The 14,781-nt window shown below is 53.4% G+C and carries 10 protein-coding genes and 1 pseudogene; 9 read left to right on the forward strand and 2 right to left on the reverse strand.

Going from position 1 to position 14,781, the window contains the following annotated elements; translation table 11 throughout:
* The first annotated feature begins 8 nt into the window (after positions 1 to 8).
* The 9 genes and pseudogenes from ACTHPM_RS00695 to ACTHPM_RS00735 all read left to right on the forward strand — a co-directional run bounded on the left by ACTHPM_RS00695 (position 9) and on the right by ACTHPM_RS00735 (position 12,779).
* Positions 9 to 962 (forward strand): carbohydrate ABC transporter permease, encoded by a 954-nt coding sequence (locus ACTHPM_RS00695; protein WP_440393280.1) that lies wholly within the window; start codon positions 9 to 11, stop codon positions 960 to 962.
* Between the two features lie 47 nt (positions 963 to 1,009).
* Positions 1,010 to 3,835: an alpha-mannosidase gene (locus ACTHPM_RS00700; RefSeq protein ID WP_440393281.1), complete on the forward strand. Its 2,826-nt coding sequence runs from the start codon at positions 1,010 to 1,012 to the stop codon at positions 3,833 to 3,835.
* A 207-nt stretch (positions 3,836 to 4,042) separates the two neighbouring features.
* The gene (locus ACTHPM_RS00705; protein ID WP_440395310.1) at positions 4,043 to 5,869 is read left to right on the forward strand and encodes a sensor histidine kinase; all 1,827 of its coding nucleotides are present in this window, start codon (positions 4,043 to 4,045) and stop codon (positions 5,867 to 5,869) included.
* A pseudogene (locus tag ACTHPM_RS00710) lies at positions 5,862 to 6,167 on the forward strand (response regulator); the annotation flags it as partial. The gene ACTHPM_RS00705 and the pseudogene ACTHPM_RS00710, both read left to right, overlap by 8 nt.
* Before the next feature lie 876 nt (positions 6,168 to 7,043).
* Positions 7,044 to 7,445: a helix-turn-helix transcriptional regulator gene (locus ACTHPM_RS00715; protein ID WP_440395311.1), complete on the forward strand. Its 402-nt coding sequence runs from the start codon at positions 7,044 to 7,046 to the stop codon at positions 7,443 to 7,445.
* Between the two features lie 170 nt (positions 7,446 to 7,615).
* Positions 7,616 to 9,004, forward strand: a complete 1,389-nt coding sequence (locus tag ACTHPM_RS00720) for a carbohydrate ABC transporter substrate-binding protein (protein ID WP_440393282.1) — start codon at positions 7,616 to 7,618, stop codon at positions 9,002 to 9,004.
* Positions 9,005 to 9,122: 118 nt separating this feature from the next.
* On the forward strand, positions 9,123 to 10,007 hold the full coding sequence (locus ACTHPM_RS00725; RefSeq protein WP_440393283.1) for a carbohydrate ABC transporter permease: 885 nt from the start codon (positions 9,123 to 9,125) through the stop codon (positions 10,005 to 10,007).
* Between the two features lies 1 nt (position 10,008).
* Positions 10,009 to 10,899 (forward strand): carbohydrate ABC transporter permease, encoded by an 891-nt coding sequence (locus ACTHPM_RS00730; protein WP_440393284.1) that lies wholly within the window; start codon positions 10,009 to 10,011, stop codon positions 10,897 to 10,899.
* A gap of 122 nt (positions 10,900 to 11,021) precedes the next feature.
* Positions 11,022 to 12,779: a glycoside hydrolase family 35 protein gene (locus ACTHPM_RS00735; protein WP_440393285.1), complete on the forward strand. Its 1,758-nt coding sequence runs from the start codon at positions 11,022 to 11,024 to the stop codon at positions 12,777 to 12,779.
* A 74-nt stretch (positions 12,780 to 12,853) separates the two neighbouring features.
* Here ACTHPM_RS00735 and ACTHPM_RS00740 read toward each other — a convergent pair whose 3' ends face one another.
* Positions 12,854 to 13,522, reverse strand: a complete 669-nt coding sequence (locus ACTHPM_RS00740; RefSeq protein ID WP_440393286.1) for a hypothetical protein — start codon at positions 13,520 to 13,522, stop codon at positions 12,854 to 12,856.
* Positions 13,523 to 13,631: 109 nt separating this feature from the next.
* The gene (locus ACTHPM_RS00745) at positions 13,632 to 14,537 is read right to left on the reverse strand and encodes a cation diffusion facilitator family transporter (RefSeq protein WP_440395312.1); all 906 of its coding nucleotides are present in this window, start codon (positions 14,535 to 14,537) and stop codon (positions 13,632 to 13,634) included.
* Positions 14,538 to 14,781 lie beyond the last annotated feature (244 nt).

The following is a 14,781-nucleotide window of genomic DNA, read 5'->3' on the forward strand; positions in this document are numbered from 1 at the left end:
AGAAGGCCATGAAATCGCCTGCCGCATATGCAGACATCATCCAATACCGATTCAACCCGCTGGAAAAATCCAAGCTTTGGCTTTGGGTGATCGTCCGCACCGTCATGATCGCCGGGTTCTGCTTTATCATATTGTTTCCGCTGTTTCTGCGCCTGTCGGTGGCCTTCCGCAGCAAAGTCGACATCTACGATCCGACCGTGCTCTGGATTCCGCGGCATTTTACGCTCGATAACATCAAGATCGCCATGGAGGCGACCCACTACTTCTCGGCGCTTCTGAATACCTTCCTGATCTCGGCGGGGACAACGATCATTCAGCTGGCTTCCTGCGCGCTTGCGGCCTATGCTTTCGCCCGGCTGAAGTTTAAGGGCAGCGGCCTGCTGTTCGGGCTCGTCATCTTCACGATCGTCGTGCCGCCGCAGACCATCATGATTCCACTGTATCTGACATACCGGTATTTTGACCTGTTCGGCCTGGTGAAGCTGTTCTCGGGCAAGTCCAGCCTGAACCTGATCGATACCTTCTGGCCGTTCATCATTTCCTCGGCGACCGCGATGGGACTCAAAAACGGGCTCTACATTTATATTTTTCGCCAGTTTTTCCGCGGGATTCCGAAAGAAATCGAAGAGTCGGCGTTTGTGGACGGTGCGGGCGTGCTCAAAACCTTTTACCGGATCATGCTTCCGAACGCCGTTCCGGCGATCGTCACCGTGCTTCTGTTTTCGTTTGTCTGGCAGTGGAACGACAGCTATTACGTGTCTCTATTCCTGAGCAAGGTCAAAGTACTGTCCACGCAGCTGATGGATATGGGCTCGGCGCTCGGCAAGGAACCGGATCTCGTCTACCAATCCATGCTGCTGAACACGGGCGTGCTGCTGCTGACGGCGCCGCTGATCATTTTATACCTGTTCGTGCAGCGGTATTTCGTCGAGAGCGTGGAGCGGACCGGCATTGTCGGCTAATACGGACGGACGACAAATAACCTGGGAAGAGAATGGGGAGCAGAACATTGACTGAATCGAAGACCGTGCATATCATTTCGCACACGCATTGGGACCGGGAATGGTATTTGCCTTACGAGAAGCATCATGTCCGGCTGATCAAGCTGATGGACAATCTGCTGGACGTGCTGGAAAAAGATGCAGGCTTCAAGAGCTTTCACCTCGACGGCCAAACGATCATGCTGGAAGATTATTTGCAGATTCGCCCTGAAAAACGTCCGCTGCTGGAACGCTACATCCGGGAAGGCCGCATTCATATCGGTCCCTGGTATGTTCTGCAGGATGAATTCCTGACGAGCGGGGAAGCCAACGTGCGTAATTTGCTCTACGGGCATCAGGATGCCCAAAGCTTCGGGGCCGTGAGCAAAACAGGATATTTCCCCGATTCCTTCGGCAACATAGGCCAGGCGCCGCAGCTTCTGCGCCAGGCCGGGATCGGCAATGCGGTATTCGGGCGCGGCGTGAAGCCGACCGGCTTCAACAATGAGGTCAGTACGGCTGCCGCTTACGAATCTCCCTACTCCGAGATGATCTGGGAGGCGCCTGACGGTTCGCGCGTGCTTGGCATCCTCTTCGCCAACTGGTACAGCAACGGCAACGAAATCCCCGTGGGGACGGACGCGGCGCGGACGTATTGGGAGCAGAAGCTGAAAGACGCGGGCGCTTACGCTTCCACGTCCCATCTGCTCATGATGAACGGCTGCGACCATCAGCCCGTGCAACGGGACGTGGCCGATGCAATCCGGACGGCAGAGGCGCTGTTTCCGCAGCATCAATTCGTCCACTCCAACTTTACGGACTATATCAGGGACGTGTCCGAAGCAGCCCCCGGGCATCTGTCCGTCGTGCGCGGAGAGCTGCGGAGCCAGCACACGGACGGATGGTCGACTCTGGTCAATACGGCGTCCTCGCGCATATATCTGAAACAGCTCAACAACCGGGGACAGACTCTGCTCGAAAAGGTGGCAGAGCCGCTTGCGGTATTCGCCCACCTGACGGGAGGTGCGCCTTATCCGCACCATCTGCTCGAGTATGCCTGGAAGACGCTGATGCAGAACCATCCGCATGACAGCATCTGCGGCTGCAGCGTCGATGAGGTGCATGAGGAAATGGTCACCCGGTTTGCCAAAAGCAGGCAAGTGGCCGAGGCGATTGCCGCGGACAGCCTGGAGGCATTGGCAGGTCAGACGGATACATGCATTTTTGAGGATTATCTCCATCTTCATGAACGAGATGCCGCATTTCCTTTTGTTGTATATAACACGACCGGCTGGCAGCGTACCGGAGCAGTGACAGCCGAAATCGAGCTCGAACGGATCTATTTTGGCAGCGGCATGAGTTTTCCGGAGATGAAAAGGAAGCTGCGGTCGCTTCCGCTCGCCCCTCTGCGCCTGGTCGATCCGGAGGGGCGTGACATCCCGATGCGCTTCGAGGATCAAGGAATCGCGTTCGGCTACGATCTTCCGGAGGACCGCTTCCGGCAGCCCTATTTCACGAGGCGAATCAAGCTTTATTTCGAAGCGGAACGCGTGCCTGCGCTCGGTTACAAAGCATTTGCCCTCATTTTGGGAGGTACGGAGGACACAGCCTCGAAGCTGAAGGGAACTACTTCATCCTCTGATGAATCCATTCCATCGGATCAGACCGGCTTTCGTCCGACTTCGCTGGTGACCGGCAATCAGCGCATGGAAAATGAATATTTGGCGGTTTCCATTGAGGCGAATGGTTCCCTGACGCTTGTGGATAAAGGGACGGGCCGGGAATACAGCGACTTATGCATCTATGAGGACACCGGAGATATCGGCAACGAGTACATGTACAGGCAGCCTGCCGGAGATAAGGCGATTACAACCCGAAGCAGCAGTGCCGTCATTACGCTTGCGGAAGATGAGCCGTTCCGGGCTTCCTTTGATATTCATCATACGATCCGCATTCCGGCATCGGCCGACGAGAGTCTGGGGCAAGAGCAGAAAGAGCTTGTATGGTTCACAGGCAGGAGCGCAGGCAGATCTGAAGCCGAAACGGATTTGCATATCCATACCCGAGTGACGCTTGAACGTTCCGGAAGGAGCGTGCAGGTGGAGTCGACGTTCATCAATGAAGCGGATGATCACAGGCTGCGGATGCTGTTCGGTACGGGGATGAACGCTTCGAAGCATAAGGCGGAGTCCATCTTTGAAGCGGCAGAGCGAAGTCATGTGCCGGCAGCGGAATGGGCGAACCCGAGCAACTGCCATCATCAGCAGGCGTTCGTTTCGATTCATGATGAGAAGCATGGCTTGACCATCGCCAATCAAGGGCTCCCGGAATATGAGATCCTGACGGAAGGGACGGCGGTCATCGCGGTTACCCTGCTGAGAGCGGTCGGGGAAATGGGCGATTGGGGCCACTTCCCGACGCCCGGAGCGCAGTGCCGCGGGAGTCATACGGTCCGGCTTGCGATCTTTCCGTTCGGAACGGCGGATCAGGGGCAGAAGGTGGTTTGGGCGGAGGCCGATACCATGATCGGCGCGCAGCAGTTCCAGGTTCCGTGGTCTGTACGTCAGACGGGCATTCATAGAGGCAATTTGCCTGTCGTACACTCCTTTCTGAACTGGAAGGGAGAAGATCTCATCTTCTCGGCGCTCAAAATGTCCAAGGATACCGGGAGCGTTATTGCCCGCTGGTATAATGAAGCACACGCGAAACGGTCCTTGACTGTCGAGCCTGCATTCGCGTACAGGGAGGCAAGGCGCAGCAATATTATGGAGGAGCCGCTGGACCTGGCAGACCTGAATTCCATCGAAGCAGGTCCCGCGGAAATTGTCACCATCAGCCTTCAGCTGCCGGAATGATATAATCCGGGAACGATAGAAAATATATAGCGAGGAAATAAACCGCAGCGGACACCTTCCGCCGCGGTTTTGCTATGTTTAGGGCTTCTGGCAGACTCTCGGTGTGTTCGTCCCCGTTGACTGATTTCGACACGCGCGGTTATTGTATAGGTACAACTCGGGGCGGCCTGAAGCTCCGGGAGATGACATAAACGTAAGGTGATTAAGATGCATAAGGACTCCTTGTACTCCCTGATCAAGAGCAAGTCTTTCGTTCTGAGGCGGCTTTCGATCAAGAACCGGCTGCTCGCCGCGTTCATCATCACTTCCATTTTGCCTGTCGTATTCGTCAGTGTGTATTCCAACATGAAATACGAAACTTCCGTGACGAATAAAATCAGCGCCTATTCGATGCAAATTCTGGATGAGCTGTCCCAGAACGCGACGCGCGAGCTGGAGCAGTATGAGACGCTGAGCGAGAACATCATTATCAATCCCTACATCCAGGAAGGGCTGCCCCGGTTTGATCAGATGAGCGACTACGAGAAAAACCAGCTTCAAACCCAAAATGGGGACGAGCTGGCACAGCAAATTTTTCAGCTGGGCAATATCAGCAACGTCATGATCCTGACGAACAGCGGCGAGTCGTTCTACGACCTCGGCTTCGAGCTGTACCCGGCCAAACAAATCCAGTCGATGCTGGAAGCGACGAAGCAATCCTTTGGAAACGCTTACTGGACGTACCTCCGTTCGGGCCGCGGCACCAATACGATTGCGCTTAGCCGCAGAATCTATGCCGAAGACAAGCTGAATAAGCAGCTCGGGTACTTGATCATTTTTATCGACGAAAAGGTGTTTTCGCGCAATATTTATAAGTTCGTCAATTTAGGTGCAGGAAGCAGCATTTATATTTCCGATGCCGACGGCATGGTCATCTCGTCTTTGTCTGATACTATTCCGAAGGGGAGCAGCTTTGCAGGCAAGGAAATTTTCGGACCGATCGACAAACAGTTTCATCAGGAGGAAAAGTTGACGGCCTTCCATACGAAGGTGGATAACCAGCAATTCCTGGTGGCAAGCTCTTATATCCGTTCGGCAAACTGGTTTTTCGTCGGCATGATTCCGCAGAAGTTCATATTGTCGGAGCTTTCGGAGATGCGGCGCAATATCGTGTGGATCTGCCTCGTTGTGCTGCTGTTGTCCGGCCTCATCTCGACATGGATTTATTTTACGATCAGCAATCCGATGCGCTCGCTGCTGCTGTACGCCAAGCAAATCCGGATGGGGCGGCTGGAAGCGACGACGAGCTCCCGGTCCTCTTATCCGGATGAAATGGACAAATTGACGGAGACGATCGACGGCATGGTTGAGCAGCTGAAGCAGCTGATCGGGCAGGTGCAGTCGGAACAGCAGGCCAAGCGGGATGCGGAGCTGAAAATGCTGCAGGCCCAGATCAATCCGCATTTTTTGTTCAACACGCTGAATTCGTTGAAATGGAGCGCCATGCTTGGCGGCAACGAATCGGTCACTAACGGCATCGAATCGTTGTCGGAGCTTCTGCGGAGCACCATTATGGTGAAGGATGAATTCATCCCGCTGCAAACCGAAATCGAGAATCTTCTGCATTACGCGACCATTCAGCGCATCCGCTACGGCGACTCTTTTGTTCTGCATACCGAGGTGGATGAAGAGCTGTCAGCCAATCTGGTGCCGAAGTTTATTTTGCAGCCGATTGTGGAAAATTCCATTTTGCACGGCGTGGGTGACGATGAGCGGAGAGTAGGCATATGGGTGAAGGCCAGCCGCCAGAACCATGTGCTGACCATTTGTATTACGGATAACGGAAAAGGCTTTGACATGAACCAAGCCAAGATAAAGCGTGAATCCCATTCCAAGCTGTCCGGTCTCGGCATTGGCAACGTGGACGAGAGAATCAAGCTGCATTTCGGTGCAGCCTTCGGGCTCGTCATGTCCAGCATTGTCGGCGAAGGCACGCAGACGGTCATTACACTTCCGGTTTATACGAACGAGGGGGATTTGGAGCGATATGTATAAAATACTGATTGTGGATGATGAAATGATTGTCCGGCATGCGGTAAAAACGTTAATTCAGTGGGAAGGCAGCCGATTCGTGTATGCGGGTTCCGCAGCGAGCGGCAAATCTGCGCTTAAGATGATGAAGGAACAGCCCGCGGACATCGTGATCACGGATATCAAAATGCCGGAAATGGATGGAATCGAGCTCATCAAACATTTATTGGCTTCGGGATTTGACGGAGAGATCCTGGTGCTCAGCAACTTCAACGATTTTGAGCTGGTGCGCGAAGCGCTGAAATGCGGTGCGCATGATTATATGCTGAAGCTGACGCTGAAGAGCGAGAATTTCATGCAGACGCTGGGAGAGATCGCCGAGAAGTTGGATGCGAAGAAGCGTCAGCCGCAAGCAGCCCCTGCAGCCTTGCCGCAGGAAGCGGCAGGCGGAATTCAAGAGGTGCTGTCTTCCCTGTACCGATTGAAGGAAGGGGCGGATGCGCCTTGCATCGAACGAATGGAAGACTTATGGCCGCATGATCATGCGGTATATACTTTCGCCATTCAGGTCGAGACCGTAGGTGAGACAAGAGATGCAGGGTCCTTGAAGCATTCGCTCAGCCAATTGTGGAGTGACGTATACCCCGGAAGCACATGGCAGTGCACCCTAGCGGACGAGGACCAGCGTTTCCTGTTCGCAGCAGCGTATCCTTCGGCTGCGGACAATGCCGAGCCGTCGGAAATGGCTGAGCGTATTCGCAGCCTGGCTTCGATGTATTACAGCATGAAGGTAGACATCATCTACGGGGATGCGGCATCCCGGGCACATGAACTGGCAGAGCAAATCCGGCTTTGCAAGGAAGCGCAGCCGCTCTTCTTCTATCAAGCTGCAGGTTCGTGCTGCCTATCTTGCCGGGATGCGGCCGTCGACGAGGACCCCGGTTATCAGCAGCTGGAAGCCGAATGGCTGGAAGAAATCAACAAAGGGCTTCCCGAGTTCCTCGCCAGCTGGGAGCGGCGCGCCCAGCATATGATCCGGGAAGCGGCCTTGCGCAGATTGTATCCACGCATCGTCAAACGGGTCATTTGCGAAGGCATGTGGACCTTGAGCCGCAAATTGGGCTTGGAGCCGCTCCGGGGCTTCGACCATTCGCTTTGGCTGGAGCGCATTACCGGGGCGAATGCCGATACGGAAATGATGACCATCATTGAGGAATTGGCACAGGAGGTGCTCACGCATGCCGGAAGCGTGGCGGGTGTCCGCGCAACCCGGCCGGAGGTACGCAAGGCGCTCGTTTATCTGGAGGAAAACTACCCTCGCGCTGTCTCCATCCATGACGTGGCTATGCATGTGAATCTGTCGGAGACCTATTTATGCCAAATTTTTAAGACGGATACGGGGAAAAGCATCATGACATTCCTCAACGAGCTGCGCATGGCCAAGGCCTACGAGCTGCTGTCATCAGGCCAATGGCTGGTGAAAGAGGTGGCGGCAGAGGTCGGCATCCATGATCCGTTTTATTTCAATCGCCTGTTCAAAAAGCATTACGGCGTGCCGCCTAAACAGGTCAAATCCAAAGAAACTACAGCTTTGCAATAATGCGAACCCAAACCTGCAGCATTCTAAGAGGCGATCATAGAATCGTCCATTTTTTTTGCGAACGTTTTCTGTAAGTGCTTAAAATCGTCCATGACATTCACAGGGTTTCTCCATTTGGCAGGGCTTTCAGCGAATGTATAATGACAACAAACAGACAAGGAGGTCATGAAATGAAATGGAATAAGATTCTATCCGCTGTAAGCGTTTGCGCATTGTCGGCATCCCTGCTGGCCGGATGCGGCAGCAGTTCGGATGAAGGAACAACGGATGCGGCCGGAACGGGTGATAGCGGCTCCAAAAAAGTAGCGAACGGCGAACTCAACATCGCCGTGTTCCAGGGCGGATACGGACGTGAGTACTGGGATCAGGTTTCGGAAGAGTTCATGAAGGAGCATCCGGGTACCAAAATCAACATTACGGCGAGTCCGAAAATCGCCGAGCTGGTCAGACCCAAAATCGTAGCGGGCAATCCGCCGGATTTGATGTATATTGCCGGGGGTGACAATCTGCCGATTCTGGACGGACTCGTTAAAGATAAAGCGCTGACGGATCTCAGCGACATTTTCAATAAAGATGACGGCAGCGGCGCGCTCAAGGATAAAATGCTTCCGGGCGTGCTCGAATCCCGTTCCATGGCTCCATATGGCGACGGTAAAATCTACCTTGCTCCATTCAACTTTGGCGTGCTTGGGCTTTGGTACAACAAGGCGCTGTTCGACCAGAAGAGCATTCAGACGCCGAAAACCTGGGAAGAGCTGTTCGCATTGAACGCAACGGCCAAGGACAACGGAAGAGCGCTCTTCACGTATCAGGGCCTCTATCCGGGATATCTCGATGAGGTGATCATTCCATCCATTTATGACCTCGGCGGGCAAAAGGCACTGGATCAATTTTTCGATTACGACCCTGAATTCTGGAAGAGCGATACGTTCAAGCAGGTATGGGGCAATATCCTGAAATTTGCGAATGAAGATAACGGCTTGATGAAAGGCACCGTTGCTTTGAACCACACCCAGGCGCAAACATCGTTCATGCAGGGGAAGGCCATGTTCATTCCGAACGGCACCTGGTTTGAGGACGAGATGAAAGACGCGCCGCGCGAAGACGGATTCCAGTTCGGATTCCTGGGCATTCCTTCGTTCAATTCCGGCAGCAGCGTGAAAGCGATGAGTCAGATTGAGCAGATCGTCATCCCGGCCAAAGCGAAGAATCCGGAGCTGGCAGCCGAATTCCTGAAATACATTTACACCGACAAGAGCATCAAGCTCAACGCTGAAAAATCCAAAGCCGTCATGGCTGTGAAAGATGCGGCGGATTTGGCCAAGCCATATATTTCCGAAACGACATACAACGTATATAAAGCCGTTGATAACGGCATGGAGCTTGTAAACGGCAGCTTTAAGACGGTGGCCAAAGGCAGCCGGTACAGTCCGAAGGACGAGGTTTACAAATCGATTTCCTCTCTCATGAACAAGCAAATGACCCTGGACGAGTACAGCGAGAAGATGTACAAGATGTATACCGAGGTCAGCAAGGAACTGAAGGACTCGGCGGAGTAATTCTCACATCCCTCTTTAGGCAGCAAGCTATTCAGACAGAAGAGGCTGGCAGTGCCCGGTCCAGCTAACCGGGCCGGGCAAGGCACAGCCCAGATCCAAAGTGAAGGAAGTGGAGAGAATGACTTTAAAAGCACGGCGGCGCTTTTTCATGGCCGCCTGTCTTATTCCCGGCCTGATTCTGTTCGCCCTGTTCAAGCTGTATCCGGCGATGCAGGTGTTCTACAAATCCTTTTTCCTGTGGACGGGGGTTGGGGATAAGCCCAAATTCATCGGCATTAAAAACTTTGTAGACATGTTCCAGGATGACGTATTCCTGCTCGCTCTGCGGAATACCGGATTTCTGATCGTCATCGTCCCTGTGTTTACGCTCCTGATCGCACTGGTCAACGCTTCCATACTGACCCGTACGAAGCTGAAGGAGAAAGGGCTGTACCGTACCCTGTTCTTCTTCCCGAGCATTCTGTCCTTTGTCGTGATTGCGATCCTCTGGTCGTTCATTTACCATCCGACGATCGGATTCTTGAATTCGGGTATGGAAATGCTCGGCCTCGGCGAATACGCCATGGCCTGGCTCGGCGATTCGCGGACCGTGCTGTGGGCACTTGCCGTGACGCTGATCTGGCAGGCAGCGGGCTATTACATGGTAATCTACATGGCGGGGATCGACAGCATTTCGCCGGATCTGTATGAAGCGGCAAGCATCGACGGGGCGACCCCGTTCGAGCAGTTCATTCATATCACGATTCCGATGTTGTGGGAGATTATCCGCATCACGATCATTTTCAGCATCAACGGGGTGCTCACGATCAGCTTCGTTATCGTCACAATCATGACGGCAGGCGGACCGGACCGACATTCGGAAGTGGTCATGACCTACTTGTACCAGCAGGCGTTCACGAACTCCAACTTCGGTTATGCGATGGCCATCGGTGTGTTCGTATTCGTATTCTCCGTGATCCTGTCGCTGATCAGCAACAAACTTACGGAAAGGGGATCCAACTGATATGACACAACTTCAGACCACCGCGGCAGTTCCTTCCCGTAAAGAGCATAAAACCGTGAAACCGATGATCATTATCCGAAACTGGCTGCTCCGTATTGTACTTATTATTCAGGCGCTGGCCGTCGTGTACCCGCTCCTGTGGAACGTGCTTGCCTCGTTCAAGACAAATGCGGAGGTCATGGAAAGTCCGTGGAGCCTTCCGAAATCGCTGCAGTGGGACAATTACGTCCGGGCATTCACTTCCGCCAACATCGGCGATTATATGCTGAACTCCGTTCTGGTCGTCATATTGTCAATGGCGATGCTGATTCTGATGGCCGTACCGACAGCTTACGTGCTTGGACGGATGCGTTTCCGCGGCCAAAAGCTGATATCCAACATTTATATGGCGGGTCTGTTCATTGGCGCGGTGTATATTATCGTACCCCTGTTCATCATCATGAATGACCTGCATATGCTGGACAATCGATTCTGGCTCAGTGCCGTTTACGCGACAGGCAGCTTGTCTTTCTCGGTGTATCTGCTGACGGGATTCATGAAGTCCATTCCGCCCGATTTCGAGGAAGCGGCGATGATCGACGGCTGCGGATACTTCTCCACCTTGTTCCGCATTATCATGCCGATGGTGCGTCCAGGGATCATTACGATGGTCGTATTCAGCTTCTTCGATTTCTGGAACGAGTATGTGCTTGCGATGACGCTGGTCACCAGCGATGCGAAAAAGACGATTCCAATCGGACTCAGCAACCTGATGCAGGTGCAGCAGTTCGCGACGGATTGGGGTTCTTTGTTCGCGGGTCTTGTCATCGTCCTGATTCCGACCGTCATTATTTACATGCTGCTGCAGAAAAAGCTGACGGAAGGCATGATGCTCGGAGGCGTGAAAGGCTAGAACGATAAATATTCAAAATATGCTATCCCCCTAGCCCTGATTCTGGCTTATAATAAGCCGGACAGGGCTAGTGGCGGGAATAGGGCCACAACAGGGCACCGAAAGGGAGAGATCAAACGCTAATGGCAGAGCTAAAGGTACAAGGAAATGATTTTGTGTACGAAGGGAGTCCCCTTCGCATTTTGTCGGGTTCCATCCATTACTTCCGCGTCGTCCCGGAATATTGGCGCGACCGGCTGCTGAAGCTGAAAGCTTGCGGATTCAATACCGTGGAGACGTATGTGGCCTGGAATGTGCATGAGCCGGAGGAAGGAACATTCGTATTCGACGGCCTTGGCGATATCGAAACATTCATCCGTACGGCAGGCGAGCTCGGTTTGCACGTCATCGTCCGTCCGAGTCCATACATATGCGCCGAGTGGGAATTCGGCGGACTTCCTGCATGGCTTCTGGCGGATTCATCCATGCGGCTGCGCTGCTACGACCGGGAATACCTGGCCAAGGTGGACCGCTATTTCGATGAACTGCTGCCGCGGCTGAAGCCGCTGCTCTGCACGAACGGCGGGCCGATCATCGCCATGCAGATTGAGAATGAATACGGCAGCTACGGCAACGATAAGCAGTACTTGAATTACCTGAAGGATGGCATGATCAGCCGCGGCATGGATGTGCTGCTGTTCACTTCCGACGGCCCCGAGGATCATATGCTCCAGGGAGGCATGGTCGAAGGCGTTCTGGAGACCGTTAATTTCGGTTCCCGTGCCAAGGAAGCGTTCGAGAAGCTTCGCGAATACCAGCCGGAAGGCCCTGTGATGTGCATGGAATTCTGGAACGGATGGTTTGATCATTGGATGGAAGAGCATCAATCCCGCCCTGCGGACGATGTGGCGGAAGCACTCGACGAGATGCTTCGCGAAGGGGGTTCAGTGAACTTCTATATGTTCCACGGCGGCACCAACTTCGGCTTCTATAACGGGGCTAATCACATTCAGCGCTATGAACCGACGGTCACGAGCTATGATTACGATACGCTGCTCAGCGAAGCCGGTGATCCGACGCCGAAATTTTATGCGGTTCGCGAGGTGCTCTCACGATATACCGACCTGCCGGAGCTCGAACTGCCCGAGCCGATTGCCAAAAAGGCATACGGCGAGGTGGCAATGACAGAGCAGGCCGGGTTGTTCGCGAATCTGGATCATCTGTCTCAGCCTGTCCGCCGCGCCTGCCCGGAACCGATGGAGAAGCTTGGGCAAAGCTATGGCTTCATTCTCTACTCGACGCGTATCAGCGGTCCGAGAAAAGGCTTTGGGCTTGTGCTCCAGGATGTGCGAGACCGTGCGCTCGTATTCGCGGACGGCAAATACGCAGGTGTGGTGGAACGCTGGAATCCGGCAGGCATTCCGCTCGAGATTCCCGCGGAGGGACTGCAGCTCGATGTGCTCGTCGAGAATATGGGACGCGTGAATTACGGACCGCTGATGAGGGATCCGAAGGGAATTACCGAAGGAATCCGTCTCGGCAACCAGTTCCTTTACGACTGGACGATCCGTCCGCTGCCGCTGAATGAGTTGTCCGGCCTGACCTTCTTGCCGCTGCAAGGCGAAGAAGGGGGAACGGAAGCGGAGGGGCCGGCATTCTACAAAGGAACGTTTGACGTTAACGGCACAGCGGATACCTTTATCCGTCTCGACGGCTGGAAGAAAGGCGTCGTGTACGTGAACGGCTTCAATCTCGGACGCTACTGGGAAGCCGGGCCGCAGCAGACGCTGTACATTCCGGCGCCGCTTCTGAAGGAAGGGCGCAACGAAATTACCATTTTTGAGCTTCATGGAACGAGCCGTCACTCCGTCAGTCTGGTCGACGCGCCCGTTCTCGGATAGACAAAAGCAAGCAATAAAGGGCTGCTCCCGGGTCAATGTTTATTGACTCCAGGGAGCAGCCCTTTGTTTGCTTGTTATTTTTTGGACGTTCCCGGTTGATCCTTGTTGACCGCGATGATTCCATATTTATCTTTAGCATCGGGCGATGCACCGAACCAGATTTCTCCGCTGCCGACCATAACACCTTTATAGTTTACGAACAGCGTGTCCAGCTTCTGATCCGCCAGCGCCTTCTTGACGGAATCCGTCATAATCGAATCGTAATCGGCCAAGAATGCTGTTTTGTCCTTATAGTTTTGGCTTGTGCCGTTCGCGTTCACGCGCAGCGGGTACAGAACGGCATCTGCAACTTGTTCCTTATCTCCGTCCGCAACCGCTTTCTGCACACTGGTGAAGAACTTGTTGAATTGGTCCGGATGATCGATGCCAGCGGTCTCGTAAGGGTTGCTGCTGCCCGGCGGTGTCTGCGAATTGTCCGGCGTTTCCTCCTTAGGGGTGGTGACGTTTTCAGTAGAATCCTTACTATCAACACTATTAACGTCTCCGCTTGCCGTACCGTTATCAGGAGCCGCATTGGAATCATTGGCACTGTTGTCTGCCGGCTCCGTAGTGGAGGCATTTGTGGGCGTATCCGTATTTGTGTCGGCGTCTCCACAGGCGGACAGGGCAAGGCTAAGGCTCAGGACAACCGCCGTTGACAGTATTTTTACCGGATGTTTTCCCGGACGTTTGTTGCAGCTCAATAGAATCATCCCTTTCCATCTTTATGAAATTTATGCGGGTTACTAAAAACCATAACCAATCCGTCATAAATCAAACTTTTTTCATGATAAGGGACAGGACGCAATCCTTTTACGATTCTTCTTCGCCTTCTTCATACCATGGGTTCAGATGCACCATTACGTCCCCCACCAGCTTCATTCGCTGCATAATCGCCTTTTTGACTTCACGGCTGACGTCATGCCCCTGCTTCACGGTGAGCTGGTTGGGGACAGACACCTTTACATCGACGATAATGGCATTGCCAAGCTCGCGTGCACGGATGCTGTCCACCCGCTTGACGTTTGGCACGGAGTAAATGATCGTGCTTAGCTCCGAAAGCTGCTCATTCGTAATGTTCTTATCCATCAGAATATCGATCGCTTCTTTGCCCATTTTAAATCCCAAACGGATGACCAGATAGGATACGATAATACCGGCTGCAGAGTCGCCATATTCGGTATAGGCCCAATGGTATTTGTCTCCGATCAGCGAAATGCCGATTCCGACAAAAGCGGCAGCGGAGGCGTACACATCAGCGATATGGTCGTATGCGGTTGCCATCAGGCTGCGGCTGTTCTCTGCTCTGCCGATCCGGATGCAGTACATGTACAGCGCCTGCTTCCAGATCAGGGAGACGAGAGCGGCGAACAGGGAAATCCAGCTGGCAGCAGCGGGAGGCTCGAAAAAGGACTCAACGGACTTATATACCATGAGCAGCGCCGCCATGATCAGAATAAGGGCAACCAGGCCTGAAGCAATGGCCTCGGCTTTGCCATGCCCGTACGGATGGTCTTCATCCGCCGGTTTTCTTGAGACCAGGGCGGAAGTAAGGGCGGCAATGGTGGCCACGACGTCTCCGGCATTGTGGATGCCGTCCGCCACGAGCACCTTACTGTTAAAAGCGAGACCTGTCACTATTTTTAAAATGGTCAGCAGCACGTTGCTGATCAGGCTGATCCATACCGCAAAAATTGATTTATTCGCCACAGATTTGATTCTCCCTTAGGAATGAAATGTAACTGTCGTCCATTTTCTTATGTAAGAGGGGAGCTAAAATGGGAACCATCCCTTATATAGAATAACCTATTTCCTTTACTTGTTAACCTGCGCACTTCCCCAAGTAAAAAGTATTCGGCAGGGCGGGAAAATATATGCATCCGCAACGGGCTGAAAATTAAAATCGTCCCCAAAAGTCACCCGCAGAGATTACTTCATATCAAACGGCGAAAAAATAATTCCT

The organism is Paenibacillus sp. SAFN-054 (assembly GCF_051966755.1).
Classification (GTDB): Bacteria; Bacillota; Bacilli; order Paenibacillales; family Paenibacillaceae; genus Paenibacillus_AQ.

What these genes read in the sequence shown, in the direction of transcription:
- ACTHPM_RS00735 (WP_440393285.1), top strand. Translation starts at nt 11,022, where the DNA reads ATGGCAGAGCTAAAGGTACAAGGAAATGATTTTGTGTACGAAGGGAGT.
- ACTHPM_RS00705 (WP_440395310.1), top strand. Translation starts at nt 4,043, where the DNA reads ATGCATAAGGACTCCTTGTACTCCCTGATCAAGAGCAAGTCTTTCGTT.
- ACTHPM_RS00715 (WP_440395311.1), top strand. Translation starts at nt 7,044, where the DNA reads ATGACCATCATTGAGGAATTGGCACAGGAGGTGCTCACGCATGCCGGA.
- ACTHPM_RS00720 (WP_440393282.1), top strand. Translation starts at nt 7,616, where the DNA reads ATGAAATGGAATAAGATTCTATCCGCTGTAAGCGTTTGCGCATTGTCG.
- ACTHPM_RS00725 (WP_440393283.1), top strand. Translation starts at nt 9,123, where the DNA reads ATGACTTTAAAAGCACGGCGGCGCTTTTTCATGGCCGCCTGTCTTATT.
- ACTHPM_RS00695 (WP_440393280.1), top strand. Translation starts at nt 9, where the DNA reads ATGAAATCGCCTGCCGCATATGCAGACATCATCCAATACCGATTCAAC.
- ACTHPM_RS00730 (WP_440393284.1), top strand. Translation starts at nt 10,009, where the DNA reads ATGACACAACTTCAGACCACCGCGGCAGTTCCTTCCCGTAAAGAGCAT.